Consider the following 26,205-nt stretch of genomic DNA (forward strand, 5'->3'; position numbering starts at 1 on the left):
AAAACAAAGGGCGAATGGTAACAGGCGACAGCGGCCCGGCTCCAGTCAGCAGGGCATTTAAGCCAAGGTTGCGCCTACAAAGTGCTGATTGCCCGGTGAATGGCCAAATATCAGCCAATGGCATTTACCGTTTATCGGCTGTATGCGAGATTCACCGACTGATAACTTTCCTTACAATTTCTCGACTACAGTCTGCCCCATGCCTGCCCAACTCAAGCGTCGCCTGTTTATTTTCCTGTTGATCGTCCTGTTGATCGCCGGGGGCTTCTTTGCCCACTGGTTCTTCAAGGGACGGTTTTACGAAAGCACCGACAACGCCTATGTGCAGGGCGAGATCACCCGCGTCTCGAGCCAGCTGGGGGCGCGTATCAATGAGGTGCTGGTGCATGACAACCAGCACGTGGAGAAAGGCCAGTTGCTGATCAAGCTTGAAGGCGATGATTTCCACCTCGCCGTCGACCGGGCCAATGCCACCCTCGCCACTCGCCAGGCCGAACGCCTGCAAGCCCAGAGCAAACTCACTCAACAAGCCAGCCAGATCGCCGCCAGCGACGCACAGGTCGCCTCCAGCCAGGCCAGCCTCAGCCGCTCGCAGATCGATTTATCCCGCGCCGAAACCTTGCGCAAACCCGGCTATGTATCGGAAGAACGGGTCACCACCCTCTCCGCCGACAATCACATTGCGCGCTCGCAAGTGACCAAGGCCCAGGCGGATGCGCAAAGTCAGCGCCAGCAAGTCAACGCCCTGAGCGCCGAAATCAAGCGCCTGGACGCCATGATCGCCAACGCCAAAACCGACCTGGCCCAGGCCGAACTGAACCTCACTCGCAGCGAAATCCACGCGCCCATCAGCGGCCTGATCGGCCAACGCGCTGCGCGCAATGGCCAATACGTGCAGGCTGGCGCCTATTTGCTGTCGATCGTGCCGGATCAAGACATCTGGATTCAGGCCAACTTCAAGGAAACCCAGATCGGGCACATGCAGCCCGGCCAGAAAGCCGAACTGATGTTCGACGCCTACAGCGACACCCCGATCGAAGCCCGGGTCGACAGCCTGTTCGCCGCCTCGGGCGCACAGTTCAGCCTGCTGCCGCCGGACAATGCGACCGGCAACTTCACCAAAGTCGTACAACGGATTCCGGTAAAACTGACCTTCGCCGCGGACAATCCGCTGCACGGCAAGATTCGCCCGGGCATGTCGGTCACCGCCAAAGTGAACATCAAAGACGCCCCTGACGATGGCCGGTGATCAACTGATCCGCCCGGCCGGCGAACCGACTCGCCGGGACTGGATCGCCGTCATGAGTGTGATGCTCGGCGCCTTCATGGCCGTGCTCGATATCCAGATCACCAACTCGTCGCTCAAGGATATTCAAGGCGCACTGTCGGCCACGCTCGAAGAAGGCTCGTGGATTTCCACCTCCTACCTGGTCGCGGAAATCATCATGATCCCGCTGACCGCCTGGCTGGTGCAGTTGCTCTCGGCACGCCGGCTGGCGGTGTGGGTTTCGCTGGGATTTCTCGTGGCCTCGCTGCTCTGCTCGATGGCCTGGAGCCTGGAAAGCATGATCGTCTTCCGCGCCCTGCAAGGCTTCACGGGCGGCGCACTGATCCCGCTGGCGTTTACCCTGACGCTGATCAAGCTCCCCGAACACCACCGCGCGAAAGGCATGGCGATGTTTGCCATGACCGCCACGTTTGCACCTTCAATCGGCCCGACGCTGGGCGGCTGGCTGACTGAAAACTGGGGCTGGGAATACATCTTCTACATCAACATCCCACCGGGCCTGATCATGATTGCCGGCCTGATGTATGGCTTGGAGAAGAAGGAAGCACACTGGGAACTGCTCAAAAGCACGGACTACATGGGCATTCTCACCCTGGGTGTCGGCCTCGGCTGCTTGCAGGTTTTTCTGGAGGAAGGCCATCGCAAGGACTGGCTGGAATCGAGCCTGATCGTTTCCCTGGGCAGCATTGCGCTGATCAGCCTGATCACCTTTGTGATCGTGCAAGTGTCAAAACCCAATCCGCTGATCAACCTCGGCATCTTGCGCAATCGCAACTTCGGCCTGTCGAGCATTTCCAGCCTGGGGATGGGCGTCGGGCTGTACGGTTCGATTTACCTGCTGCCGTTGTACCTGGCGCAGATCCAGAACTACAACGCCTTGCAGATTGGCGAAGTGATCATGTGGATGGGCGTTCCGCAGCTGTTCCTGATTCCGCTGGTGCCCAAGCTGATGAAGTACATCTCGCCCAAGTGGCTGTGCACCCTGGGCTTCGGGCTGTTCGGGCTGGCGAGTTTTTCGTCAGGGGTGCTGAACCCGGATTTTGCCGGGCCGCAGTTCAATCAAATCCAGATTATTCGCGCGCTGGGCCAGCCGTTGATCATGGTCACCATTTCGTTGATCGCCACCGCCTACATCCTGCCCCAGGATGCGGGGTCGGCATCGAGCCTGTTCAATATCCTGCGTAACCTGGGCGGCGCGATTGGCATCGCCCTCCTCGCCACGCTGCTGGACGCGCGAACGAAGACGTATTTTGATTACTTACGCGAGGCGCTGGTGCCCACCAACCCGCAGGTGGCCGAGCGAATGGCGTCGATGGCGGACAGGTTCGGCAGTGAAACGGCGGCGCTGGGCAAGCTGAGCGAGATCGCCCATCAACAGGCGTCGATCATGGCGTACAACGATGCGTTTCATTTTGTGGGGATTGCGCTGGGGATCAGCATGATCGCGGTGTTGCTGACCAAGAAATTGCCGGCGGGGTTGAAGGCTGGCGAGGCTCATTGAAACCGGGTTGCCCCCATCGCGAGCAGGCTCACTCCTACAGGTTTTTCGGGTATTCACGCGATCGTGAACGTTGCGAAGCCCATTGTAGGAGTGAGCCTGCTCGCGATGAGGCCAGCCCAGGCACCGCGAATATCAGACAGCAATCAACCGATCCCGCAACTTGGTGATTTCATCGCGCATCTGCGCCGCAGCCTCAAACTCCAGATCACGCGCAAGCTGATACATCTTCTCTTCCAGGGCCTTGATGCGCTTGGCGACTTCGCCCGGCGAGCGCAGTTCGGCTTCGTACTTAGCACTTTCCTCGGCAGCCTTGGCCATGCCTTTGCGCTTCTTGCTGCGCGAACCCGGCACGGTGGCGCCTTCCATGATGTCGGCAACGTCCTTGAACACACCCTTGGGCGTGATGCCGTTGGCCAGGTTGAACGCGATCTGCTTGTCGCGCCGGCGTTCGGTTTCGCCAATCGCGCGCTCCATCGAACCGGTGATCCGGTCTGCGTACAGAATCGCCCGGCCATTGAGGTTACGCGCCGCGCGCCCAATGGTCTGGATCAACGAACGCTCGGATCGCAGGAAGCCTTCCTTGTCCGCATCGAGGATCGCCACCAGCGAGACCTCTGGCATGTCCAGGCCTTCACGCAGCAGGTTGATCCCCACCAACACATCGAAGGTGCCCAGGCGCAGATCGCGAATGATTTCGACCCGCTCCACGGTGTCGATGTCCGAGTGCAGGTAGCGCACCCGCACACCATGATCCGCCAGGTAATCGGTCAGGTCTTCGGACATGCGCTTGGTCAACGTCGTGACCAACACCCGTTCTCCTAGCGCTACACGCTTGCCGATTTCCGACAGCAGGTCGTCGACCTGAGTCAACGCCGGACGGATCTCGATTTGCGGATCCACCAGGCCGGTCGGCCGCACCAATTGCTCGACAACGCGCCCGGCGTGCTCCGCCTCATAGTTACCCGGCGTGGCAGAAACGAAGATGGTTTGCGGGCTGATGTTTTCGAATTCATCGAAACGCATCGGCCGGTTATCCAGCGCCGACGGCAGGCGGAAGCCGTACTCCACCAGGGTTTCTTTGCGGGAGCGGTCGCCCTTATACATCGCGCCCACCTGCGGCACGCTGACGTGGGATTCGTCGATCACCAGCAAGGCGTCGGCCGGCAGGTAATCAAACAAGGTAGGCGGCGCCTGGCCGGATTCACGGCCGGAGAGGTAGCGCGAGTAGTTTTCGATGCCGTTGCAGTAGCCCAGTTCGAGGATCATCTCCAGGTCGAAACGGGTGCGCTGCTCCAACCGCTGCGCTTCCACCAGCTTATTGTTGGAACGCAGATAGTCCAGGCGCTCCTGCAACTCGACCTTGATCCCTTCGATGGCGCCGAGCAGGGTTTCTCGCGGTGTCACGTAGTGGCTTTTCGGATAAAACGTGAAGCGCGGCAGTTTGCGGATCACTTCACCCGTCAACGGATCGAAAGCGGAAAGACTCTCGACCTCGTCATCGAACAACTCGATGCGAATGGCTTCGAAATCGGATTCCGCCGGGTGAATATCGATCACATCACCGCGCACCCGGAAGGTCGCTCGGGCAAATTCCATGTCGTTGCGGGTGTATTGCAGGTCCGCCAGGCGACGCAGCAAGGCACGCTGATCGAGCTTGTCGCCACGATCCACGTGCAAAACCATCTTCAGATAGGTTTCCGGGCTGCCCAGGCCGTAGATGCACGACACCGTGGTGACGATGATCGCGTCCTTGCGCTCCAGCAACGCTTTGGTCGCGGAGAGTCGCATCTGTTCGATGTGGTCGTTGATCGAGGCGTCTTTCTCGATGAAGGTATCCGAGGACGGCACATAGGCTTCAGGCTGATAGTAGTCGTAGTAGGAAACGAAATACTCGACGGCGTTATTGGGGAAGAACGCCTTGAACTCGCCATACAGCTGCGCGGCCAGTGTCTTGTTCGGCGCCAGCACCAGGGTTGGACGCTGAACCTGAGCGATGACGTTGGCGATGCTGAAGGTCTTGCCCGAGCCAGTCACACCGAGCAACGTCTGGTGCGCCAGCCCGGCTTCGATGCCCTCGACCATCAGGCGGATGGCTTCCGGCTGATCGCCGGCGGGCTCGAAGCGGGTGACTAGCTGAAATTCAGACATGCATACCTCATGGTTCTCGGAGCAAAGAGTCGCGCCAGTCCGGTCAAACCGGCAGCAACGAGAAAGGCCGCAAACGACTGACGTCGCCCGAGGAAAAAACTTGATTGTGGTCAATGTGGAGTCGATTGCCCGCGCTTTCAAGGCAAAAGTCCTACATCCCTTGAAGTCTTTGACGCGGGCATTCGACTAACGGTCGAAAAATATTCCAAAAAACTTACCCGAAAAGCCGATTCGTCTGTCGCCTTCAATCGCCGATGGCCTCTATACTAGCTCCCCGTTTGTGCACCGCTCTAGTGCATTCGGCTGGAGCGCGACACGTCCCTCCACTCTCCATTCAGAGCCGCCGCAAAAATGAGCCTGTTCTCCGCTGTCGAAATGGCACCACGCGATCCAATCCTGGGCCTCAACGAAGCATTCAACGCCGATACCCGTACCAATAAGGTCAACCTGGGGGTGGGTGTTTACTGCAACGAGGAGGGGCGAATTCCACTCCTGCGCGCCGTTGTCGAAGCCGAGACGATTCGCGTCGCTCAACACGCTTCCCGTGGCTACTTGCCGATCGACGGTATCGCCGCCTACGACCAGGCCGTGCAAAAACTGCTGTTTGGCAATGACTCGCCGCTGATCGCTTCCGGCCGCGTCCTCACCACCCAGGCTGTTGGTGGTACCGGCGCACTGAAAATCGGTGCCGACTTCCTTAAGCAGTTGCTGCCGAACGCTGTCGTGGCAATCAGCGACCCGAGCTGGGAAAACCACCGCGCTCTGTTTGAAACCGCCGGTTTCCCGGTGCAGAACTATCGCTACTACGACGCGGCAACACACGACGTCAACCGTACGGGTCTGCTGGAAGACCTGAATGCCCTGCCGTCCGGTTCGATCGTGGTGCTGCACGCTTGCTGCCACAACCCGACCGGCGTTGACCTGAGCCCGGCAGACTGGAAAAACGTCCTGGAAGTGGTGAAAGCCAAAGGTCACGTGCCGTTCCTCGACATGGCGTATCAAGGTTTCGGCGATGGCATCGACGAAGACGCCGCCGCCGTGCGCCTGTTCGCGGATTCGGGCCTGACCTTCTTTGTCTCGAGCTCGTTCTCCAAATCCTTCTCGCTGTACGGCGAGCGCGTTGGCGCCCTGTCGATCGTCAGCGAATCGAAAGAAGAAAGCGCGCGCGTGCTGTCGCAAGTCAAACGCGTGATCCGCACCAACTATTCCAACCCGCCGACCCACGGCGCAAGCATTGTTGCTGCCGTGCTGAACAGCCCGGAATTGCGTGCGAAATGGGAAGAAGAACTGGCTGAAATGCGCCTTCGCATTCGCGGCATGCGCACCCAGATGGTGGACCTGCTGGCAAAAAACGCCCCGCTGCGTGACTTCAGCTTCGTGGGTCGTCAGCGCGGCATGTTCTCCTACTCCGGCCTGACGGTTGAGCAAGTCACCCGTCTGCGCAACGAGTTCGGGATCTACGCCCTGGACACCGGCCGTATCTGCGTGGCTGCACTGAACCAGAGCAACATCAAGGCCGTTACGGATGCGATTATTCAGGTTATCTGAAGCGCGTCGTGATGTGAAAAAACGGGAAGCCATCGAGCTTCCCGTTTTTTATTTGTTGCAGATAAATCTCAAAGCCGAGGCTCAGCCCTCTAAACTCCACACATCTACCCTGTAGGAGCGAGCTTGCTCGCGAAGGACGTTAACGATAACGCGTACTACCTGGTGCGCTCACCGCCCTCAAGTTTTTCGCGAGCAAGCTCGCTCCTACAGGTGCGATGTACATCCCGAGATTTTGACGAGAACCCACATGAAGAACGATGACCTACGCGCTGACCGCGATGATCTGGATGAACTGGACCATTTCGTCCCTCGCACCCCGGCCAAACGTGGCAATAACCTGGTGATGCAAGTGGCCGCTGGCGTGTTTCTCGGCGGCCTCGCCTTATGGCTGGTGCAACTGGCCGCCACGATGCTCTACGCCAAACTGATGCTGGGCACCTTTACCTTTGGCGGTTAAGCCAGTTCGGCTGCACGCTGGCTGGCGGCATCGTCATAGGCAACATAGAGCGATTCAGCGACCTGGCTTTTGATCGCCTTGGTGCTTTCCAGACCGAGGACGAAGCCTTCAGCCTTACCGCCCGCCCGATTCAATTCGTCAGCCGTGCTGGCCTGAGTGATTGCATCGAACAGTTTCTCGGCGTGGGGGCCGACACCTTTAGGCAGGCTGATCTGAGCGATAGTCATGCGTTCACCTCGGTAGTTTGAGGCGTTAGGACTGAGTGATTCATGGCGCGTACCTTTTCGGCGAATGGCCGGCAGCGCGTGTAACCACTTCCGGGCGGCCATGGTAGACCTCTGAACCGATTCTGGTAACCGCCAATGACCGATTAACCACCGCCCGTCCCGATGAATCCATCAAGTTAGCAACAGATGCTTGACTTCTCTTTTTGAATCAGTAACATACACGCCATTCCGCGATAGCTCAGTTGGTAGAGCAAGTGACTGTTAATCACTGGGTCCCTGGTTCGAGTCCAGGTCGTGGAGCCAGACAAGGTTCCAGAGAAAGCGTCCACATTCTCTGAAGCCCAAAAAAACCCGCCTCATGGCGGGTTTTTTCGTTTTGGTGTTTCATCGGTCTCCGTCAGAAACTGGTGGATACCAACCGTTTTAGGGGTAGAGTTTGGGATACAGGTCACTTCGATAAAAGGGAGTACCCTTATGTCGCGCACTACTGCTCCACTCTCCGACGCCGCTTGCCGTTCGGCCAAGCCCACAGACCGCGTCTACAAGACGCCAGCTTTGCGGCCAGCGCACTGACTCGACGCGTTTTTACTATTTGCTGACCATGCAATTACTCACTTATCGCCTAGGAAAATCCTGGCAGTTCAACCGCTAAGCGAAGGTCAGAAAACGAATGTGGAGCGGACATTCGCCAGACTACTAGCATCCTCGATCACCCTATTGAGCTTTCCGCTACTGAGCCAAGCGTCAGGTCATGCATCACAAGCTTTTAAGGGTGGCGGCGCTCTGCCTTATAAACTGAGGTACCATGATTCACCTAGACAGGCATGGTGGCACTCAGCTACCTTTTGCTTCATAACAGGATCCACACAGTGACCCTGTCTCGTAGGGACACGAAAATGATCGATGAGCTCCACGCCAGCAAATCCTGCTACTTCTTCCGCCAGCGTGCATCTATCACAGCTGTGGCGATCACCGCGCTGTTCCGAGCTATCAGGGGCGCGCAAACCTCTTCATCGAACAATTTTTTCTCATTCAATCGAGAGTCCCATGGGGCAGCGCTTTGGTCTGCGTTGTGCTTCCAGTTCGACAGAGCGCCGGCCTTTCTACCTGGCGCTGATACCGTGGTCGACCGGGTCACTGGGTACCTATTGATTGTGGAGTACCGTAGCCACGTCGCAATATTCAAGTCACAAATCGACGTAACGCCTGAATTCGCGAAACGACATCTGCAACGGATCAGCCCGCTGGAAGTTGATCGTGGCCTCACAAGCAAGGACTCCATCTTCGACCGCGTTCGACTGAGGCATATGTCGCTGTCGCGATTTGCTCTACGTAGCAAGACACTTGAGGGGGAAAATCTCCAGAATAACGTGGGTATGGCTTCATCCGCTCGATTCGCTCCGTTGGGGTACAGCTTTCGGGAAGCAGCCGAGCATTACTCGACGACTCCGCGAACCGGACGCATTTCCCTGCGAGCAGACCGCGCGGGCTACCTCGATTTGGTGGATTACGCCTGCAGCATCATTGACCGTCTGCACCCTAGGCCAGGAAGGCCGTCTTCCTCACCCTTCCTGGCAGCTTTCGCCCGGCCAATGGAGTTGTCGGATCTGACAGCGGCACCCAGTCAATTTGCGGTGGACACCGCCATCCTCAGGCAGGCCATCCTTGGTGACAAAATCATTCGCCTGGTGAAACCGGACGGTCCAGGTTTTCGTGAACTTTCTCAAGCCGAAGTCGAAGCGATTCTGGAAGAGTTGACAGCCGTACTGCACATCACGATCGATGCTACGCGAAAGCTAGTCCTTTCCAAGTCGGACACCGGGGCCGAGGTCGGAGAGATGGCGATCAACAAAACGCGGATCGCATTGAGGCGTCTGAAGTTGCCCTCTCTTTCCCAGGTCCACGTCGAGGACACACAATTCGGGGTCGGAGCAGATAATGGGCGTGCGCTGTTGAAGCAGTTTATCGATAAACAGGAGGCCTACATCGTCCTATTCGATCAGCCACAGTTCGCCTACCTTGATGGAACTTTATATCAAGACGACTCACTGGTTAACGGCGGGGCGTTGTTCCTGGGCTACTTCTTCGGCAATGCCGAGCTAGCAAATGTCGTTGATGAAAAAGGCACGTTCACAGCGGCACACAACACATTTGATAACGACTCAACCTTTGGCGTCATGCTGTCTACGGTAGCGCCGGAAGACAATGTCATGGTGTGCGACGACCTTGGCGATGAGTGGGCTGACTTCATCGGCTTTCGGACAGATCCATCTGCGCCAAGAATCACGTTCTACCACGCCAAGCATGGAGATCTATCCTTGGGGGCCAGCCCATTTCACGTCTCGGTAGGCCAGGCGATCAAGAATCTCGGCAATCTCTCGTTACCCACATCATCCATGCCAGTGAAGTACAGGAGGTGGAGTCGCCTTTACAACAACAAGGGGGCTAGAACGCGCATTTCCCGCACGTGCCGTGGCACGCCGGCTGATACCCAAGCAGCAGTGGATTTTTGTCGCAACGCTCCGCATACAACAAAGCGGGTGGCCATCGTCACCTCCTCGCTGAGCAAAGTAGCTGTGGGGCAAGTCTTCCAAGACATTGCCGCCGGTGCTGCCGTTGATCCCTACTTCGTGCAACTGTACTGGTTACTCTCGTCTTTCTTTGCAGCTTGCACCGAGGTCGGGGCGTTCGGTTGCGTTATCTGCCAAGAGTGAGCACCCTCTTAAAAAGGCGGAAGCTATGATTGTGTGCTTTAGCCACCTGTAAGATCGGTATCCATGCCTAATCGGTTCGGTTCCCTCCCGCAGCACGAACCAATTAGCTGTTCGGTGTATGTGAGTGCCTGACCTGCATTCTATTTCTGTTGTCCGTAGCACGAAGACCAAGACCAAGACCAAGACCTCCTTCGACGGACTCCAGGTCACACATAGAAAATGCGAAGCATGAGCCGCTTTGCCTCAAGGTTCTTGACTCCTAAGTGAGCATCGGGCAATTTGTCGTAAGGGTACAAAAAGCCACCAACATCTTCGTCGTCCATCACCTATCAAACTCAGCTACTTGACCGCATTGTAAGGCGCGAAATTTGGATTGCTACTCAGGTATTCAAATGAGTCAAAATGATGCCAAGTGAACATGTGATTTGAAATTAGACCAAATAAATGTCAAATGACCCAAATACCGTCTCTAACCAAGCACCATATTACGAGGGTCTAGGTTTTCCTATCGACCGCCTGAGTTCGGACGATTTCGAAAATTTTGTTTTTGGTTGCCTCCTAAGTATTCAGGACATACTTGGTCTGAGAGTTATTGGCAAACCATCTGGCTCTGGAGATGGGGGATTTGATGTTCAAGGGGTTGTTGTGGCTACTGGCCGCCTCGTGTGCGTTCAATGTAAGCGACAAGGTCAACCTCTGGACATGGGGCAGCTGATAAAGGAGCTTGCAAAAGTTGCGGCAACGTCAGCGCTGGAAGGCTCAAGTATTGGAGAGCACCGATTCATTTGCACTGGAGGTGTCCGCAAGAAAGTAGTCAGCGCATTGCGGGCCACCTCACGACAGGAGATAGCCACTGAAGTCGGAAATACCTTGCAGAGTGCTACTGATGCGGAGCTCGTTTCCCTTCGCGTTAAGCTAGAGCAGCGAGGGGAGACACCTCGGATGATCGCGGAATCGTATGTACTTAAGCTTGATCGCCTTACAGCTTGGAATCTTAAAGAGTTCGACGCTGCATTGTCTCCCCGTTGGGAGGCGATACTAGAGGTGGCACAGCGTTACTTCCGGATAGCGACAGTTGTACGGGATAACCCTCGCGCTGCCTTTGATCGTTTGGCCTACATTGCCGAGTATCGTCATTTCCACACCATCATCGAACCGCGCTTTGTCAGCACTGACCTGCCTACTGGCATTTCCATTGGCACGGATGTGAATATCAATGCGGGTCAAAAAACAGCATTAAAAAATTTCAGTACCATCGACGATTTCCTACAACTTGATGTGGGTGATCTTGCACTTCTAGTAGGGCAAGGGGGCGTCGGAAAGTCCACCTCACTGGCTCTAATCCGTGCCAGAGCATTGCAAACAAGCCCGGAATGCGTACTGCCGATTTTGATTTCTTTGGCGACATATGTCCCAGGCGCTCTTGATCGGCTAATTAATCAGGAACTCAGTGCTGATTACGGCACTTGGCGCTTGCTACCGGACAAGGTGCTATTACTTTGTGATGGATTAAATGAATGTACTCATGCCAACATGACGGCGTTTTTTGGCGAGCTAAGTCCCCTACTTAGGCGCAGGCGTATTGCTTGCGTCCTTTCGTCTCGTGAGCCCAATAGGCTGAACAATATTATTCTTCCGCAATTTCCGCTGGCGTGCGTAGAAGTACAGAGCATCACTCCTGTCGCCATGCGACGCATAGCAGAAGGTGAGCTTGATCAGCAAGCCGCTGACGTCTTCACGAAGAACTATGTGTTACTTGCCGAAAAATCTGGATCATTACTTCTGTGGACCCCGTTTGCTGTTAAAGTCGCATTGCGGGTCTGGAAACTAAAGTCAGCGATTCCTAGCACTTTAGGTGAGATGATTGAAGCACTGCTCGAATCACGATCAATTCGCAACTCGAGTTTCCCACAATCAAAAGTCCATTCAACGGTTCTTCTTCAGCTTGCAAGTGCGTTAGCATTTCAGTGCGTATTTATCAGTAGACGTCTTGAGTTTCCTATAAGCGAAGCCGGAAAATGGATTCGTGAATCAAAAACCCATTGCAGCGACGCACTTGGCATAGGAGATCTTAAGGACACAGAAATAGTTGATCTTCTCGTCAGTCAAGAGCTATTGCGTATCTCTGAAAGAGGATATATCGGCTTTGGACATCAACTGCTAGCCGGTAGCCTGTCAGCTGCAATGCTGGCACAAACATGGCGCAACCATTTAGACTCTCTGCGTGAATCTGTAGCAGATGATGCTTGGGTGTTTGCTGCAAGGTTAGTCTCACGTGAGCACATGGAAAACTTCCTTACAGTTGTACTTGACGCTGATCTGATTTTGGGAGCTCGAGTTGCGAGAGAGCTTCCAAGTGATCTTCAAGATATAGCGGAGGAAATGCTGAGTCGATCAATTGCGCCAGAGGTATCCATGATCTTTAGACTTCAGGGACTGTATGCGCTTGCCAGACTCGGTACTCCCAAAGCTATGAGGCGATTGAGGGAGGCTACGAGTGAGGCTGACAGCCAGATGAGATATTCGGCCTTTCGAGCACTCGCCTCTGCAGGAGATGCAATTTATCTCAGAGGTTTACTTCCTGAAATTGATAAACTCAAATCAACTCCCATAAAAATTTCGGGTGGGAATGTCGCCATCTGGGAGGCCGCCCCTTTATCAATGCGAATCAGCCTTGCAAGAGAAAGGCTGTCCCGATGCGGTGCTGGGGAACCGGTAGGTGAATCGCTATTTCTCCTTGCCTATGAGAAAGATCCCAGCGACGTACCTGCCATCGAGCGGCATCTACGAGCAGCCTCTGATTTGACAGCCTTTCAGATTGGCTTATACGCGCTCCATGCTGTTGATCCTTCGCAAGCAAAGAAATTTTTCGATGAAGTACTGTTAGAGTACGTCGAACCACACGACAAGGCTAGACTGATAAGAGCAGCAGCTTGCATTGGCATAGATATCGACACACGTATGGCCTTTGAATGTGCCATAGCCGAGACGATGCCTAGTGAGCCGGATAATCATTCGGAATATTATCTACAACAACTTATCTCTGATGTACTGAAGAGTGCGGAGTTGCCGCACGATATGGTCTCTATTGTCGAACAAGACCTACCCCGCACTACAGGCCCAAGAAAGGCTCGGTTGTGGCAAGTAGCTCATCGATGTGATAGTTCCGCGATTTCTCTGTATGCATTTTCTTGTATTGATAAATGGACCTCGGATCGAGGCAATGCCTGCAACTACTTTATTGAAATGGTGCACTCTGCTCTTACCCCAAAGCAGGAGCTATTGAATTTATGCGAAAAGGGATTATCAGAGGAGGCGAATGCGTACGACTGGACTACATCTAGGGTATTTGCGCTAGTGGGAATACTTGGATTTACTGCTAAGGCAGCTACCAGTCTTTCAATAATGATAGAGCGATTGGCAAGGATTCGTCACGCAGTAGATGGTAATGACTACTCATGCCTTTCACCCTCTGACCTCCAAGCACTTAACTCCATCAAGTCAGAGCACATGCTTATTCGTCTAGGAGGTCTTGCTGCAGAGCTTATTCCTGCCGCTGCAAAGGCTCGCCACCTGCTATCGCACAATGACTTGCTTCTCTTACTCCCCTTTCAAACAAACGGATATGAGGGTTTAGTTGAGCTCCAGCGCGAGATGTTATCTGATGTAGAGGACATTTATGTCGATGATGTGCTGACTGGCATAACCGATAGATGGACGCGCCTTTCAGTGCTGTTGATCGTAAGCAATCGCAAACCAACCGACAGCCGTATCAAACTTCTTGAAAGAGAACTGCAAGCCTCCTATGCCCATCCTGCAGCATTGCATATTGTCTGCCAGGCAGTCGAAAATTGCTGGTGCGAGGATGTCCTTGACATGGTGCTGAATACGGTTGCATCCATCCCAATATGGCGAGAACAAGATACTCAATTCTTCTGGGACTTTTGTCAGATGGTCGCCAAATTTCTTCGCGCCGAGAATCTTCCAGCTATTGAATTTGCGATTCAATCTGCCAGAACCCAATTTGCAGAAAAAATCATGAATATATGGAGAGAGTACGCGTCGGGAGAAAAAATAGGTTTGGCTAGGCTTTGATTAATCCTTGAGTTCCAGCACTGGAAAGTTTTTTCGAAGTAGAAATTCGCTCAATCGAATGGCTGTCGGGTGATAAAATGCTATGCCACCGAGCTGCCATTGGATAGATACAGCCTTAGCGATGCGTCCTTCGCATTTATCAAGACAATACTTGACGAAAGCCGAAATGCGCGCAGCAACAAACGTCCACATATGGCCGATTGTTACCTGTACGACTGACCAGTTCGGGTTACTCACTGCCGATCACCTTCTCTACGAGTATCGGTCAAGCCGGATGCAAAAGATGGTCAGAATCAATGCCATCGATGGCCGGCAGATATGTAAACAACGAATCAAAACCTGTCGAAACTCAGGACGTCTTTCTCAATACCTAAACCGCCCAACTAAAGTCCGTTTCGGACGGACACAGTGATCACGAGGAAACGAACTACTGCACTGATCGGTAGGCGGGACGGACGCAACTGCCGTGCTCATGGGAATCCAAAGAGTTCGCATAAAATCTGGGATTTATTAGGATAATCGTAGTGATATAAACTTTACAAAATAATAAAAAATCCATTTAAAAACAAATACTTATTTATCTTTTCGAGTCCAGGCAGTGGAGCCAGACAAGTCTCCAGAGAAAGCGTCCACATTCTCTGAAGCCAAAAAGAAACCCGCCTTCTGGCGGGTTTTTTCGTTTCTGATGATCTATATCTTGAACCGGCTCACGCTTGTGACTTCACCGTTTGCTTGGGCAACTCTCCAAAACGCTGCCGATAATAATTGGCAAACCGCCCCACGTGCCCAAAGCCAAATTCAAGCGCTACCTCAGTCACGCTGGCGTGTGGCCTGGCCAGCAAATACTCCCGAGCGGCTTGAAGGCGCAACCCACGCAAGCGGTCCATCGGACTTTGGCCGTACTCGCGCTGGCACAAGGTATTCAAACTGCGAATGCTCATGCCCACGGCTGTCGCCAGTTCAGCCAGGCTGATGCCCTGGGCAAGGTGCTCGCGCATACAGGCGTCGATTTTATGCAAATGCCGGGTAGGCTGCCGCAGCGAAGGCGACGTTTGCTGGGCAACCCCGCAATGGCTGAGCAGAAACAGCGGCAGGCTTTGCTCCAAATGCTGTAACCAGCGCGAAGGCGTTGTGCTCGCCGGGCCCTCGGGCAGGTGTTCCAGCAATTCGCTGACCAGACGAAACCAGCGCATTGCCAGCGGCCGTTGCAGGCGGCTGACCGGCGCCAGGGTGAATCCCGAAGGCAAGTCATCGGCCAGCGCCCGCTGGCTCTCGTCGAGTAATGCCCGTGGCAGTTTGAGGATCAGTTGCTCGCAGCCCTCCTCCCACACTACTCGGGCCTGTTCACGCGGCGACAGAATTGCCACTTCTCCAGGACAGACGCTAAAACCCATGCCGTCAGACTCCAGGGTGGCGCTGCCGCGCAGTGGCATCTGCACCAACACGAAATCTTCGAAAGGCTGCGGGCGGATTTCAACCTGGCCGCCATAGCGCAGCGCATACAGTTCGCAGCTGGCGACCTTGCCGCGATAGAACGCCGTATCGACACCGCCTCGCGGCCAATCCAGCTCATGTTCCACCAGCGCTTGCCCCATCAACCGCTGGGTTTCCTGCGCCGAGCGGCTGGTGAAGACCGGCTCGCGGCACATCAGCGACAAGTTCAGGCCGACGCTGTTGGCGGTGGCCGCGTGAAAAGTCGTCATTTCAAAGCGACCGGTTGCGACGGGCTTCGCTGCGTTGCAGGGTTTTGCTGGGCGTTTCGTTGAACAGCTTGCGGTATTCGCTGGCGAACCGCCCCAGGTGCGAAAATCCCCAGCACATCGCGATCACGGAAATGTTGCGCACCGAGGCGTCTTCAAGGATTTCCTGGCGCACGGCGCCGAGGCGAAACTTTTTCAGGTAAGCCATGGGCGAGACGCCGAAGTGTTTGCGAAAGCCTTCGAACAGTTTGAAACGTGACACACCTGCCGCCGCCTCGATGTCTTCCAGGTGCATGTCTTCGCGGGCGTTGCTTTCAATGAAATCCTTGGCGCGGACCAGGTAGTACGGCAACTTGGCGCCCAGCTGCTCACGCAACTCGGCACTGTAGTTGTTGGGCTGAGAAAGGATGAGGCCCTTGATCAGCGCGCTTTCGATATCGCGGGTGAAATACACCTGGTTGAACAGGTCGTGGCCGCGCTCCAGCTCATCAATGTAGTGACGGGCCAGCCGCCACCAGGAGGCTGAGGCGCCGTTGACCGCATCCATCACAGGCTCGAATTTCAGCGGCGTTTCCAGTGGACGCTGCAGCATGCCTTCGAGGGTCTGACGCATCGCCATGCGGGTGATCACCACGGAGATTTTGTGGCAATCGCCGGCCATGCTCAGTGACTGGGTTTCGTGAGGCGTCACGATCAGGCCCTGGTCCTGACTGGAGTACAACCGGCGGCCGTCCTTGATCAGCTCCTGCTCGCCGCGAATGGGCAGGCTGAGGCTGTAGCAATTGAGGTGTTCGACATCCTCGACGCCGATGGTCACGTCGGTGCCGTACTCCATCCGGCCCAAGGTCGTCGACATGGACTTGAACACATTGGCCTTGTGGTGAAACTGAATCCGGTTCGGTTGAGAGGTCTGCAATTCGTGCGGCCCGCAAATGCCGGCCATCCATGCACGGGCGCCGGCCAGGTCATAGCGGTCTATACGGATATCTCGAAACTGGGCAACGTTTGGTTCGGTCATTTCAGTACACCCACGGCAATGAACATCGACACGCTCTTCGGCGCGTATTCTCAATGGATTAGCAAGGGCTATGCCCAGCCGGTGCGAACAGGCGATATCCGCATTTTCAGGCTAGTAATCGGACACTATCTGGATATCGAGCGCATCGTGCGGCGTTGACGCGCACCGCAACGGTGCCGATCAGGGTCGACGCCCCGGGTAATGCGCTACCCAAGGCGTCACTTCAGCGCCCAACCGCGCTCGATTTGAGGGCAGGACGTTACCAAAATTTCCAGGTGTAAGTGGTGATCAGGCGGTTCTCCACCCAGTCATTACCGTGGCTGAATTTGGCGACGACGTTGCCGGCCTCCACACCGACGCCTTTGAGCGGACCGCTTTGCACCACATACGACAGCACCAGGTTGCGTTCCTGCTCTGCTGCCTGGCTGAGGTCGCCGCCGCGGTCCACCGACGTACCCTTGAAGTAACGGGTCATGAAGGTCAGGCCCGGGACGCCGAGGGCGGCAAAGTCGTAGTCATAACGCAATTGCCAGGATTTTTCGTTGGGCTTGATGAACGCGACCCGCGACCAGTTCACCAGAAACGGCTGCGGGACATAGCCGCCCAAGGTCGGGAAGTTGCTGTCGCCAAGCATGCGCTGGTAGCCCACGCCAAATCGATGCCCGCCCTTTTTCAGCGAGGTCATGGCGCCGTAGGAGCGGTTGTCGATGTCGCCGTAGAGGGCGTCGCCATCTTCGTTATTGTTGAAGTAACGCAGGTCGGTCTTCAGCCCATAACCGTCACCCAGGTCTGCCAGATGGGTGATACCCAGGTAGTGCTGTTGGTAGATGTCTTCCAGTTGTGCGTAGAAGTAGGTGCCGGTCAACGACGGGGTGAAGGCATAGCTGGCGCCGGCGAGGTTAAGGCCATCGCTGCCGTGGCGCACGCCGGAGCCGGTCTGCAGGTACAGCTTTTCGTAGTTGGAAGAGTTACGCGCCCCGATCTCCGTCAGCCGTCCGGCGGTCAATGTCAGACGGTCGACCTCCTTGGACTCGAGCAAGGCACCGCGATAGGTCGTGACCAGTTGGCGCGAGTCGTCGATGATCACCACGGGCAGAAACGGCCGCAACTCACCGACTTTCAGCTCGGTTTTCGAGTAGCGCATTTTCAGCGTCACACCGCCACGGCCATAGTCATCGGCCTGCTCCTGACGGCTTTGGCTGTAGGGGATGATGGAGTCATCTCCGCGCCCGCCACCGCCGTCCAGACGATAGGCATACTGCGCCTCTGCATCGAGGCCGAACTGCACCGGGCCTTCGGTATAGCCGGAAGCGAAACGCAGGTCGAAACCCTGGGTCCAGCTGCCCACCCGTGAATGCGGCGGGTTGTCCTCTTTGTAATCCCGATCGATGTAAAAGTTACGGGTACCCAGCGTCAGCTTGCTGTCACTGACCACATCCGCCTGTGCCAATAATGGCGTCAACAAGCCAACTGTTTGAACGCCCCGTATGAGCCACGTCTTATCCAACATATTATTTATTCCCCCTGCCGCGTATAGAACAAACATTAATAGAAGGCCCTTCTGGCACAGAACCCAAGGCCATGAGCAATGGCAGTTCCCAGTGACCTGCAGCGAGACACTCTGGTGGTGCTTCGATTGAAATTAAGCCGCAATAAGTTCGTCAACGGCTATCCCGTTACTGAAAGACAATTAGCCGATTGCTCAGCCGCCAGACGCGACGAAAGCCTGTATTTACTGGGCTATTGCGCTATCAACCAAAAATAGAGCTTATTTTGCGGATGGGTTTCCACTAATAACCGGATAGACCGGGCTCGCCACCACGTCATTAAATGAACCCATGAATTAGCCCATTGGCCGAGGACCGGGATATGACAACTGCACGAAGTGTCGAACAGTGGAAAAGTTACATAGAAAGTTGCTTGGACTTCCGTCCGCAAGACGGTGCTTATCGTATTGCCCGCGATATGTTTACCGACCCGGAATTGTTCGATCTGGAAATGGAACTGATATTCGAGAAGAACTGGATCTACGCCTGCCACGAAAGCGAGATCGCCAATAATCACGACTTCATGACCCTGCGTGCCGGGCGCCAGCCGCTGATCATCACCCGCGACGGTGAAGGTCGTCTCAACGCCCTGATCAATGCCTGCCAGCACCGCGGCACCACCCTCACCCGCGTTGGCAAGGGTAACCAGTCAACCTTCACCTGCCCCTTCCACGCCTGGTGCTACAAAAGCGACGGCCGACTGGTAAAGGTCAAGGCGCCGGGCGAATACCCCGAAGATTTCGACAAGGCCACCCGTGGTCTGAAAAAGGCTCGTATCGAAAGCTACAACGGCTTTGTATTCGTCAGTCTCAGCGTGGAAGGCACCGACACCCTCGAAGACTTCCTCGGTGACGCCAAGGTCTTCTTCGACATGATGGTCGCGCAGTCGCCGACCGGTCAGCTCGAAGTCCTGCCGGGCAAGTCGGCCTACACCTACGAAGGCAACTGGAAACTGCAGAACGAGAACGGCCTGGACGGTTATCACGTCAGCACCGTGCACTACAACTACGTGGCCACCGTGCAGCACCGCCAGCAGGTCAACGCCGAAAAAGGCCTCACCGCCAGCGACACCCTTGACTACAGCAAGCTGGGTGCCGGCGACAAGGAAACCGACGACGGCTGGTTCGCGTTCCACAACGGCCACAGCTTGCTGTTCAGCGACATGCCCAACCCGGCCGTGCGCCCGGGCTACGCCAGCATCATGCCGCGCCTGGTCCAGGAACACGGCCAGGGCAAGGCCGAGTGGATGATGCATCGCCTGCGCAACCTGAACGTCTACCCGAGCATGTTCTTCCTCGACCAGATCAGCTCGCAGTTGCGGATCATCCGCCCGCTGGCCTGGAACAAGACCGAGATCAACAGCTTCTGCCTGGGCGTGGTCGGCGAGTCAGATGCGGATCGGGAAAACCGCATCCGCCAGTTCGAAGACTTCTTCAACGTGTCCGGCATGGGCACCCCCGATGACCTGGTGGAATTCCGTGAAGCCCAGCGCGGCTTCCAGGCCCGCCTGGAACGCTGGAGCGACATTTCCCGTGGCCACGGCAAGTGGGTCGAAGGCGCCACCCGCAACAGCGAGACCATTGGCATCGCTCCGGCACTGACCGGCACCGAATTCACCCATGAAGGCCTGTACGTCAATCAGCACGCCAACTGGCAGCGCTTTTTGCTCGAAGGCCTGGCGCGCAAGGCGGCCGAACAACAACCGTTGAAACTGCGTGAGGTGTGAACATGAATTCGCAACTGCAATACCGCGTCGAGCAATTTCTTTACCGCAACGCCGAAGCCTGTGATGCCCAGGACTGGGACACCTACCTGGACATGTTCAGCGACGACAGCGAATTCCACCTGCCGCAATGGGATTCGGAGCACGTCTACACCACCGACCCGAAAAAAGGCATGTCGCTGATTTATTACCCCAACCGGGGCGGCCTGGAAGACCGGGTGTTCCGCATTCGCACCGGCAAGGCCGCGTCGACCATCCCGATGCCGCGCACCCTGCACCTGATCAGCAACGTGCGCATTGCGCCGCTGCAGGACGATGAGCTGGAGGTGCGCGTCAACTGGAGCACCCTGTACTACCGCATGCAGACCGCCGAGCAATTCTTCGGCCGCGCCACGTACCGCCTGCGCCCCGACGGCGAGAGCTGGAAAATCGCCCGCAAACACGTGGTGCTGCTCAACGACACGATCAACTCCGTGCTCGATTTCTACCATCTTTGAACCCTGCGGATTAACGCTTATGACGCACAAGGTCGCCTTCAGTTTCGCCGACGGCAAAACACTCTTCTGCAACGTGCAGAACAATGAAATCCTGCTCGACGCGGCCCTGCGCAGCGGGATCAAGATTCCGTTGGACTGCCGCGAAGGGGTTTGCGCGACCTGCCAGGGCCGCTGTGAATCCGGGCAGTACACCCAGGACTACGTGGACGATGAAGCCTTGTCGGCCAGCGACCTGGCCGAACGCAAGGTGCTGACCTGCCAGACGCGCGTGCAGTCGGACGCTGCCTTCTACTTCGATTTCGATTCCAGCCTTTGCGGCAGCAATGGCCCGAGCAGCCTGCAAGGCACTGTCAGCGAGGTGCGGCAGGTCTCTCCGACCACCGCCATCGTGCACGTGGAGGTCGGTGCAGCGGGCGCAGCGCTGGACTACTTGCCGGGCCAGTACGCCCGCCTGCAAGTACCGGGCACCGAGCATCGGCGTTCGTATTCCTTTGCCTGCGCGCCGGGCAGCAGCCACTTGCAGTTTCTTATTCGGCTGCTGCCCAGCGGCGTGATGACGGACTACGTGCGCGATCGCTGCCAGGTCGGTGACGTGATCCACATGGAGGCGCCGCTGGGTGCCTTCTACTTGCGCCATATCGACCGCCCACTGGTGATGGTCGCCGGCGGCACCGGGCTGTCGGCCTTCCTCGGCATGCTCGAGCAGATTGCCGACCGGCAAGGCTGCGGCCACCCGGTGCACCTGTACTACGGCGTGCGCGAAGCCGCGGACCTGTGCGAGGTCTCGCGCATCGAGGCCTATGCCGCACGGATTCCAGGGTTTCGTTTTACCCCCGTGGTCAGCAATCCCAACCCCGACTGGCCGGGCAGGACCGGTTACATCGCCGAACACCTCGAACTGGCTGAACTGCGCGACCAGCCGTTCGACCTGTACCTGTGCGGCCCGCCGCCAATGGTCGAGTCGATCAAGGATTGGCGCCAGCAACACGGCCTGGATCAAAGCCGCCTTTACCTGGAGAAGTTCACCGAGAGCAACAGCTGACACCGCACCCCATAACAACAATTAATCGGCCCGACCGAACACTGCATCACTGCCCTCATCGACATCTACCGTGCGTTGGCACGACCTACTTCATAGGCCGCCTCATGAAAAACCTGGTATTGCGTGCATGTCTGGCAACTTCCCTCTGCGCCGCGACGGCTGCGCAGGCCGTGGAGCCTGTCCGAATCGGCTTCATCACCACCCTCTCCACCCCCGCCGGTTACCTCGGCGAAGACTCGCGCGACGGCTTCCAGCTGGCGATCGACCAGGAAGACGGCAAGCTCGGCGGCGTGCCGGTGCAACTCATTGTGGAAGACGATGGCCTGCAACCGGCCAAGGCCAAGCAGATCGCCGACCGTATGAGCCTGGACGGCATCTCGTTGTACACCGGAGTGATTTTTTCCAACGTACTGGCGGCCGTGATCAACACCACCACCAAGGACGCGTTCTACGTCAGCAACAACACCGCGCCTTCGACCCTTGCCGGCGAAAAGTGCATGGCCAACTACTTCGTCGGCTCCTACCAGAACGATACCCCGCACGAAATGGCCGGTGTCGCCGCCAACGAGCTGGGCTACAAGAAAATGGTGATTCTGGCGCCTAACTATCAGGGTGGCCGTGACGCGCTCGCCGGCTTCAAGCGCACCTACAAGGGCGAAGTGACCGAGATCTACACCAAGCTCAATCAGCTCGACTTTTCGGTAGAACTGGCACGCGTGCGCTCACTGGCGCCGGACGCAATTTTCCAGTTTCACCCGGGCGGCGGCGGTATCAACTTCGCCAAGCAATACGGCGGCTCGGGCCTGTCGGCACAGGTTCCGATGGTCGTACCGGTGTTCTCCATGGATGAACGCATGCTCGCCGCTGTCGGCGACGTGGCCAAGGGCACCAACGTTGTGACCTTGTGGAACCCGCAATCGGACAACCCGGCCAACCAGGCCTTCATCAAGGCGTTCACCGAGAAGTACAAGCGCGTCCCTACGGTGTATGCCGCTCAAACCTACGACACGGCACGGCTGATCGGCGCCGCCCTGAAAGCCTCCCAGGGCAATTTGAAAGACCAACCGGCCTTTCGCGCGGCGATGAAGAACGTCAAGTTCGACTCCATTCGCGGTGACTTCAGCTTCGCCCAGAACCGGCACCCGGTCATCGACTGGTACCTGTTGCAAGTGCAGACCGGCGCCGACGGCAAGCTGATCGAAGTGCCGATCAAGACCCTGGCGACCCGCCACGTCGACAGCTACGCCGCTCAATGCTCGATCTGACCGGTCTCTGAGCCCCGTCCTCGCCCCGCAGAACACCTGCGGGGCGTTTTCATGAGGAACGCAGTCATGTTATTGCTCGAACAGATTCTCAACGGCCTGCAATACAGCGCTTTGCTGTTTCTGCTGGCCTCCGGCCTGACCCTGATTTTCGGCATCATGGGCGTGATCAACCTCGCCCATGGTGCCTTTTACATGGTGGGCGCCTTCTGCGCCGCCTACACCGCCATGGCCACCGGTTCGTTCTGGCTGGGTGGCCTGGCTGCGCTGATTGGCTCGGCCTGCTACGGCGTGCTGATCGAAACCTCGATCATGCGCCGCCTCTACCAACGCGATCACCTGGATCAGGTGCTGGCGACCCTGGCCGTGGTGTTCTTCAGCAACGAACTGCTGACCCTGATCTTCGGCCGCAGCCCGCCGGCAATGCCCACGCCTGAATGGTATTCAAGCTTTGTCGAAGTGCTGCCGGGGCTGATGTACCCGGTCAGCCGGCTGCTGTTCATCGCCGCCGGGCTGCTCGTGGCGATCGGCATGTGGCTGCTGATCAACCACACGCGCCTGGGCATGCTGATTCGCGCCGGTGCCGACGACCATGAAATGGTCGGTGCACTGGGCGTCAACATCGCCCGGCTGTACACCCTGGTGTTTGTCTTTGGCTGCGTGCTGTGCGGGCTGGCCGGATTCATGGCGGCACCGTTGCTGTCGGTGGAGATCGGCATGGGCGAGAAGATCCTGATCACCACCTTTGTGGTCATCGTCGTTGGTGGCGTCGGCTCGGTGCGCGGTGCGCTGGTGGGCGCCTTGCTGATCGGCATGGTCGACAGCCTGGGCCGTGCCTACATTCCGCCGTTGCTGGACCAACTGCTGCCCAGCGACACCAGCAGCACCCTGAGCGCCGGGCTGATTTCCGCCAGCGCCTACATCGTCATGGCCCTGGTGCTGCTGGTGCGTCCGCGCGGCCTGCTGCCGGCCCGCGCCTGAGGAGAACGCTATGTCACCCCGTCTCATCATCGATCTTGCGTGCCTGGCGACCTTCGCCTGCATGCCGCTGCTGGCCCACTGGTTACACGAACCTTATCTGGTCAGCTTTTTCACCCGCCTGGCGATCTACGGCATGGCGGCTGTCAGCCTGGACCTGCTGATCGGTTACGGCGCCATGGTCAGCTTCGGCCATGCCGCGTTCTTCAGCCTGGGCGGTTACATCGTCGGCATCGTTGCCTTTCACACCTCGCAAGGCATGCCGCTGTGGGGCTGGCAAGGCAGCAACAGCGCGCTGGTGGTGTGGCCGCTGGCCCTGCTGGTGTGTGCGCTGCTCTCGCTGCTGGTGGGTTATCTGTCGCTGCGCACCAGCGGTGTGCAGTTCATCATGATCACCCTGGCATTCGGCCAGATGCTCTATTTCGTGCTCGGATCGCTGTCGCTGTATGGCGGCGACGACGGCATTCTGCTCAACGGGCGCAATACCCTCGGCACACTGGACCTGGGTGACCCCAACCACTTCTATTACCTGTGCGTAGCGCTGCTGGCCGGCTGGTTGCTGCTGTGCCGGCGGCTGGTCAATTCGCGTTTTGGTTACGTGCTGCGCGGGCTCAAGCAGAGCGAGCGGCGCAGCGTCAGCCTGGGCTTCAAACCCTTGCGCTATCGCCTGACGGCGTTTGTGATTGCCGGCACCGGCGGTGGTCTGGCAGGGATTCTGTGGGCCAACTACGCACTGTTCGTCAGCCCCGACATGGGCGCCTGGCACAAGTCCGGCGAGCTGATGGCGATGGTGATCCTCGGCGGCGTCGGGACCCTGATCGGCCCACTGCTGGGCGCGGCCACCTACCTGGGCCTTGAACAGGTACTGAGCCAATGGACCGAACACTGGATGTTGATCTTCGGCCCCCTGTTGCTGCTGGTGGTGCTGTTCGGCAAGAAAGGCGTTTACGGATTGCTGCTGAGCGTGTTGCAGCGCAAACCGAAGGTGGTGGCCGTCAAACCGAACGTCGCCGTGGAGGCACGCCCATGAGCTCACAACTGTCGATTCGTGATCTGTACAAATCCTTCGGTGCGGTGAAAGCCACCAACGGCGCCAGCCTTGAACTGGCCAAGGGCGAATTGCACGCCATCATCGGCCCTAACGGCGCTGGTAAATCCACGCTGATTGCGCAGATCGCCGGGGAGATTTTCCCCGATCAGGGCCAGGTCCACCTCAACGGCAAGGACATCACTCGCGTGCCGGCCTGGCAACGGCCGCGCCTGGGTCTGGCACGGGCTTTCCAGGTGAGTCAGCTGTACACCGAGTTTACGCTGCTGGAGAACATCGCCCTGGCCATCGCCGCCCGCGAAGGCAAGGCGTTCGGCATGTGGCGTCCGTTGAGCCGCGATACCCGCCTGCTGGAACCGGCGCTGGGCTATTTGCAGCAGGTGGGCCTGGGCCCTCGCGCGCAAGACCCGGTCCACGAGCTGTCCCATGGCGAACGGCGGCAATTGGAGATCGCCTTGGCGCTGGCACAGGAAGCGTCGGTGCTGTTGCTCGATGAGCCGATGGCCGGGATGGGCGCCGACGAATCCGCGCGCATGACCGAGCTGCTGCAAAGCCTCAAGGGCCGCTACGCGATCCTGCTGGTTGAACACGACATGGACGCGGTATTCGCCCTCGCCGACCGCATTACGGTGCTGGTGTACGGCCAGACGGTGCTGACCGGCAGCGTCGAGCAAGTGCGCAACGATCCGCAAGTGCGGGCCGCTTACCTGGGAGAAGAACATGCTTGAAGTTCAAGGCTTGAAAGCGGGCTACGGGTTGAGCCAGGTGCTGTTCGACATGCACCTGAGCATCGAGCAAGGCCAGGTGGTATCGCTGATCGGCCGCAACGGTATGGGCAAGACCACCACGGTCAAATCGATCATGGGATTGCTCAAGCCCAGTGCCGGCAGCATCCGCATCAACGGCACGGAAATGCGCGGTGCAGCGCCCTTTCGCATCGCCAAGGCGGGCCTGGGGCTGGTGCCGGAAGGCCGCCGCGCCTTCGGCACCTTGAGCGTGCGGGAAAACCTGCTGGCCACCGCCACGCGGGGCAAGTGGGACCTGGCGCGGGTCTATGAACTGTTCCCGCGTTTGCTGGAACGCCAGGACCAGCTGTCACGCACGTTGTCGGGCGGCGAGCAGCAGATGCTGGTGGTCGGCCGCGCACTGCTGACCAACCCCAGCCTGCTGATTCTCGACGAAGCCACTGAAGGCCTGGCACCGATCATTCGCGAGCAGATCTGGCATTGCCTGGCCACGCTCAAGGCCGAGGGCGAGACGATTCTGGTGATCGACAAGAACCTCAAGGAAATGGCGCGGGTGGTCGACCGTCATCACATTATCGAGAAGGGACGCCAGGTCTGGGACGGCACACCGCTGGAACTGGCGGCACAACCGGAACTGTCGCAACGCTACTTGGGAGTGTGAACCGC

General features: G+C 57.4%; 20 protein-coding genes and 1 tRNA gene. 15 read left to right on the forward strand and 6 right to left on the reverse strand.

The window, feature by feature from the left end; all coding sequences use genetic code 11:
* Window positions 1-199 precede the first annotated feature (199 nt).
* Window positions 200-1,249, forward strand: a complete 1,050-nt coding sequence (locus AC3ZVB_RS05645) for an HlyD family secretion protein (RefSeq protein WP_490145999.1) — start codon at window positions 200-202, stop codon at window positions 1,247-1,249.
* A complete protein-coding gene (locus AC3ZVB_RS05650; protein WP_490146000.1) occupies window positions 1,239-2,789 on the forward strand; it encodes an MDR family MFS transporter in 1,551 nt (516 codons plus the stop codon). The genes AC3ZVB_RS05645 and AC3ZVB_RS05650 overlap by 11 nt, the downstream gene beginning before the upstream one ends.
* A gap of 132 nt (window positions 2,790-2,921) precedes the next feature.
* Here the strand turns inward: AC3ZVB_RS05650 and uvrB are convergent, their stop codons facing one another.
* Window positions 2,922-4,937, reverse strand: coding sequence for an excinuclease ABC subunit UvrB (gene uvrB, locus AC3ZVB_RS05655; RefSeq protein WP_490146001.1), 2,016 nt, complete (start codon window positions 4,935-4,937; stop codon window positions 2,922-2,924).
* Between the two features lie 351 nt (window positions 4,938-5,288).
* On the opposite strand from uvrB, the gene AC3ZVB_RS05660 reads away from it, so the two are divergent.
* Entirely contained in the window at window positions 5,289-6,485 is a 1,197-nt protein-coding gene (locus tag AC3ZVB_RS05660) for an amino acid aminotransferase (protein WP_490146002.1), read from the forward strand.
* A gap of 247 nt (window positions 6,486-6,732) precedes the next feature.
* Window positions 6,733-6,942: a hypothetical protein gene (locus AC3ZVB_RS05665; RefSeq protein ID WP_490146003.1), complete on the forward strand. Its 210-nt coding sequence runs from the start codon at window positions 6,733-6,735 to the stop codon at window positions 6,940-6,942.
* Here the strand turns inward: AC3ZVB_RS05665 and AC3ZVB_RS05670 are convergent.
* On the reverse strand, window positions 6,939-7,169 hold the full coding sequence (locus AC3ZVB_RS05670) for a hypothetical protein (RefSeq protein ID WP_194690388.1): 231 nt from the start codon (window positions 7,167-7,169) through the stop codon (window positions 6,939-6,941). The two genes, AC3ZVB_RS05665 and AC3ZVB_RS05670, sit on opposite strands and share 4 nt — an antisense overlap.
* A 227-nt stretch (window positions 7,170-7,396) precedes the next feature.
* Here AC3ZVB_RS05670 and AC3ZVB_RS05675 point away from each other — a divergent pair.
* From AC3ZVB_RS05675 to AC3ZVB_RS05685, 3 genes are all read left to right on the forward strand, one after another.
* A tRNA-Asn gene (locus tag AC3ZVB_RS05675) sits at window positions 7,397-7,472 on the forward strand.
* A 593-nt stretch (window positions 7,473-8,065) separates the two neighbouring features.
* The gene (locus tag AC3ZVB_RS05680) at window positions 8,066-9,883 is read left to right on the forward strand and encodes a hypothetical protein (RefSeq protein ID WP_490146004.1); all 1,818 of its coding nucleotides are present in this window, start codon (window positions 8,066-8,068) and stop codon (window positions 9,881-9,883) included.
* A 444-nt stretch (window positions 9,884-10,327) separates the two neighbouring features.
* Window positions 10,328-13,978 carry a hypothetical protein gene (locus tag AC3ZVB_RS05685; RefSeq protein WP_490146005.1) on the forward strand — a complete coding sequence of 1,217 codons (3,651 nt, stop codon included), beginning with the start codon at window positions 10,328-10,330 and terminating at the stop codon, window positions 13,976-13,978.
* Here AC3ZVB_RS05685 and AC3ZVB_RS05690 read toward each other — a convergent pair whose 3' ends face one another.
* The 4 genes from AC3ZVB_RS05690 to AC3ZVB_RS05705 form a co-directional block, all read right to left on the reverse strand.
* Window positions 13,979-14,215: a hypothetical protein gene (locus AC3ZVB_RS05690; protein WP_490146006.1), complete on the reverse strand. Its 237-nt coding sequence runs from the start codon at window positions 14,213-14,215 to the stop codon at window positions 13,979-13,981.
* Window positions 14,216-14,685: 470 nt separating this feature from the next.
* Window positions 14,686-15,681: an AraC family transcriptional regulator gene (locus AC3ZVB_RS05695; RefSeq protein WP_490146007.1), complete on the reverse strand. Its 996-nt coding sequence runs from the start codon at window positions 15,679-15,681 to the stop codon at window positions 14,686-14,688.
* 1 nt (window position 15,682) lies between these two features.
* Window positions 15,683-16,696 (reverse strand): AraC family transcriptional regulator, encoded by a 1,014-nt coding sequence (locus tag AC3ZVB_RS05700; protein WP_178114324.1) that lies wholly within the window; start codon window positions 16,694-16,696, stop codon window positions 15,683-15,685.
* Window positions 16,697-16,955: 259 nt separating this feature from the next.
* Window positions 16,956-18,206 (reverse strand): OprD family porin, encoded by a 1,251-nt coding sequence (locus AC3ZVB_RS05705; RefSeq protein ID WP_162439747.1) that lies wholly within the window; start codon window positions 18,204-18,206, stop codon window positions 16,956-16,958.
* Between the two features lie 359 nt (window positions 18,207-18,565).
* Between AC3ZVB_RS05705 and antA the strand changes: the two genes are divergently transcribed.
* From antA to AC3ZVB_RS05745, 8 genes are all read left to right on the forward strand, one after another.
* On the forward strand, window positions 18,566-19,969 hold the full coding sequence (gene antA / locus AC3ZVB_RS05710) for an anthranilate 1,2-dioxygenase large subunit (protein ID WP_490146008.1): 1,404 nt from the start codon (window positions 18,566-18,568) through the stop codon (window positions 19,967-19,969).
* Between the two features lie 2 nt (window positions 19,970-19,971).
* Entirely contained in the window at window positions 19,972-20,463 is a 492-nt protein-coding gene (gene antB / locus AC3ZVB_RS05715; protein ID WP_194690394.1) for an anthranilate 1,2-dioxygenase small subunit, read from the forward strand.
* A 19-nt stretch (window positions 20,464-20,482) separates the two neighbouring features.
* The gene (antC, locus tag AC3ZVB_RS05720) at window positions 20,483-21,505 is read left to right on the forward strand and encodes an anthranilate 1,2-dioxygenase electron transfer component AntC (RefSeq protein WP_490146009.1); all 1,023 of its coding nucleotides are present in this window, start codon (window positions 20,483-20,485) and stop codon (window positions 21,503-21,505) included.
* A gap of 104 nt (window positions 21,506-21,609) precedes the next feature.
* The gene (locus AC3ZVB_RS05725; protein WP_162439751.1) at window positions 21,610-22,770 is read left to right on the forward strand and encodes an ABC transporter substrate-binding protein; all 1,161 of its coding nucleotides are present in this window, start codon (window positions 21,610-21,612) and stop codon (window positions 22,768-22,770) included.
* A gap of 66 nt (window positions 22,771-22,836) precedes the next feature.
* Window positions 22,837-23,748, forward strand: coding sequence for a branched-chain amino acid ABC transporter permease (locus AC3ZVB_RS05730; RefSeq protein ID WP_162439752.1), 912 nt, complete (start codon window positions 22,837-22,839; stop codon window positions 23,746-23,748).
* Window positions 23,749-23,758: 10 nt separating this feature from the next.
* A complete protein-coding gene (locus AC3ZVB_RS05735; RefSeq protein WP_490146010.1) occupies window positions 23,759-24,775 on the forward strand; it encodes a branched-chain amino acid ABC transporter permease in 1,017 nt (338 codons plus the stop codon).
* On the forward strand, window positions 24,772-25,521 hold the full coding sequence (locus tag AC3ZVB_RS05740; RefSeq protein WP_194690396.1) for an ABC transporter ATP-binding protein: 750 nt from the start codon (window positions 24,772-24,774) through the stop codon (window positions 25,519-25,521). The genes AC3ZVB_RS05735 and AC3ZVB_RS05740 overlap by 4 nt, the downstream gene beginning before the upstream one ends.
* On the forward strand, window positions 25,514-26,200 hold the full coding sequence (locus AC3ZVB_RS05745; protein WP_194690397.1) for an ABC transporter ATP-binding protein: 687 nt from the start codon (window positions 25,514-25,516) through the stop codon (window positions 26,198-26,200). Before AC3ZVB_RS05740 ends, AC3ZVB_RS05745 begins: the two co-directional genes overlap by 8 nt.
* The last annotated feature ends 5 nt before the right edge of the window (window positions 26,201-26,205 follow it).

Source organism: Pseudomonas sp. MDV22-iso1 (assembly GCF_058145095.1).

Excerpts from the sequence above, each read along its gene's own strand:
- AC3ZVB_RS05645 (WP_490145999.1), top strand. The coding sequence starts at position 200 with ATGCCTGCCCAACTCAAGCGTCGCCTGTTTATTTTCCTGTTGATCGTC.
- AC3ZVB_RS05650 (WP_490146000.1), top strand. The coding sequence starts at position 1,239 with ATGGCCGGTGATCAACTGATCCGCCCGGCCGGCGAACCGACTCGCCGG.
- uvrB (WP_490146001.1), bottom strand. The coding sequence starts at position 4,937 with ATGTCTGAATTTCAGCTAGTCACCCGCTTCGAGCCCGCCGGCGATCAG.
- AC3ZVB_RS05660 (WP_490146002.1), top strand. The coding sequence starts at position 5,289 with ATGAGCCTGTTCTCCGCTGTCGAAATGGCACCACGCGATCCAATCCTG.
- AC3ZVB_RS05665 (WP_490146003.1), top strand. The coding sequence starts at position 6,733 with ATGAAGAACGATGACCTACGCGCTGACCGCGATGATCTGGATGAACTG.
- AC3ZVB_RS05670 (WP_194690388.1), bottom strand. The coding sequence starts at position 7,169 with ATGACTATCGCTCAGATCAGCCTGCCTAAAGGTGTCGGCCCCCACGCC.
- AC3ZVB_RS05680 (WP_490146004.1), top strand. The coding sequence starts at position 8,066 with ATGATCGATGAGCTCCACGCCAGCAAATCCTGCTACTTCTTCCGCCAG.
- AC3ZVB_RS05685 (WP_490146005.1), top strand. The coding sequence starts at position 10,328 with ATGTCAAATGACCCAAATACCGTCTCTAACCAAGCACCATATTACGAG.
- AC3ZVB_RS05695 (WP_490146007.1), bottom strand. The coding sequence starts at position 15,681 with ATGACGACTTTTCACGCGGCCACCGCCAACAGCGTCGGCCTGAACTTG.
- AC3ZVB_RS05700 (WP_178114324.1), bottom strand. The coding sequence starts at position 16,696 with ATGACCGAACCAAACGTTGCCCAGTTTCGAGATATCCGTATAGACCGC.
- AC3ZVB_RS05705 (WP_162439747.1), bottom strand. The coding sequence starts at position 18,206 with ATGTTGGATAAGACGTGGCTCATACGGGGCGTTCAAACAGTTGGCTTG.
- antA (WP_490146008.1), top strand. The coding sequence starts at position 18,566 with ATGACAACTGCACGAAGTGTCGAACAGTGGAAAAGTTACATAGAAAGT.
- antB (WP_194690394.1), top strand. The coding sequence starts at position 19,972 with ATGAATTCGCAACTGCAATACCGCGTCGAGCAATTTCTTTACCGCAAC.
- antC (WP_490146009.1), top strand. The coding sequence starts at position 20,483 with ATGACGCACAAGGTCGCCTTCAGTTTCGCCGACGGCAAAACACTCTTC.
- AC3ZVB_RS05725 (WP_162439751.1), top strand. The coding sequence starts at position 21,610 with ATGAAAAACCTGGTATTGCGTGCATGTCTGGCAACTTCCCTCTGCGCC.
- AC3ZVB_RS05730 (WP_162439752.1), top strand. The coding sequence starts at position 22,837 with ATGTTATTGCTCGAACAGATTCTCAACGGCCTGCAATACAGCGCTTTG.
- AC3ZVB_RS05735 (WP_490146010.1), top strand. The coding sequence starts at position 23,759 with ATGTCACCCCGTCTCATCATCGATCTTGCGTGCCTGGCGACCTTCGCC.
- AC3ZVB_RS05740 (WP_194690396.1), top strand. The coding sequence starts at position 24,772 with ATGAGCTCACAACTGTCGATTCGTGATCTGTACAAATCCTTCGGTGCG.
- AC3ZVB_RS05745 (WP_194690397.1), top strand. The coding sequence starts at position 25,514 with ATGCTTGAAGTTCAAGGCTTGAAAGCGGGCTACGGGTTGAGCCAGGTG.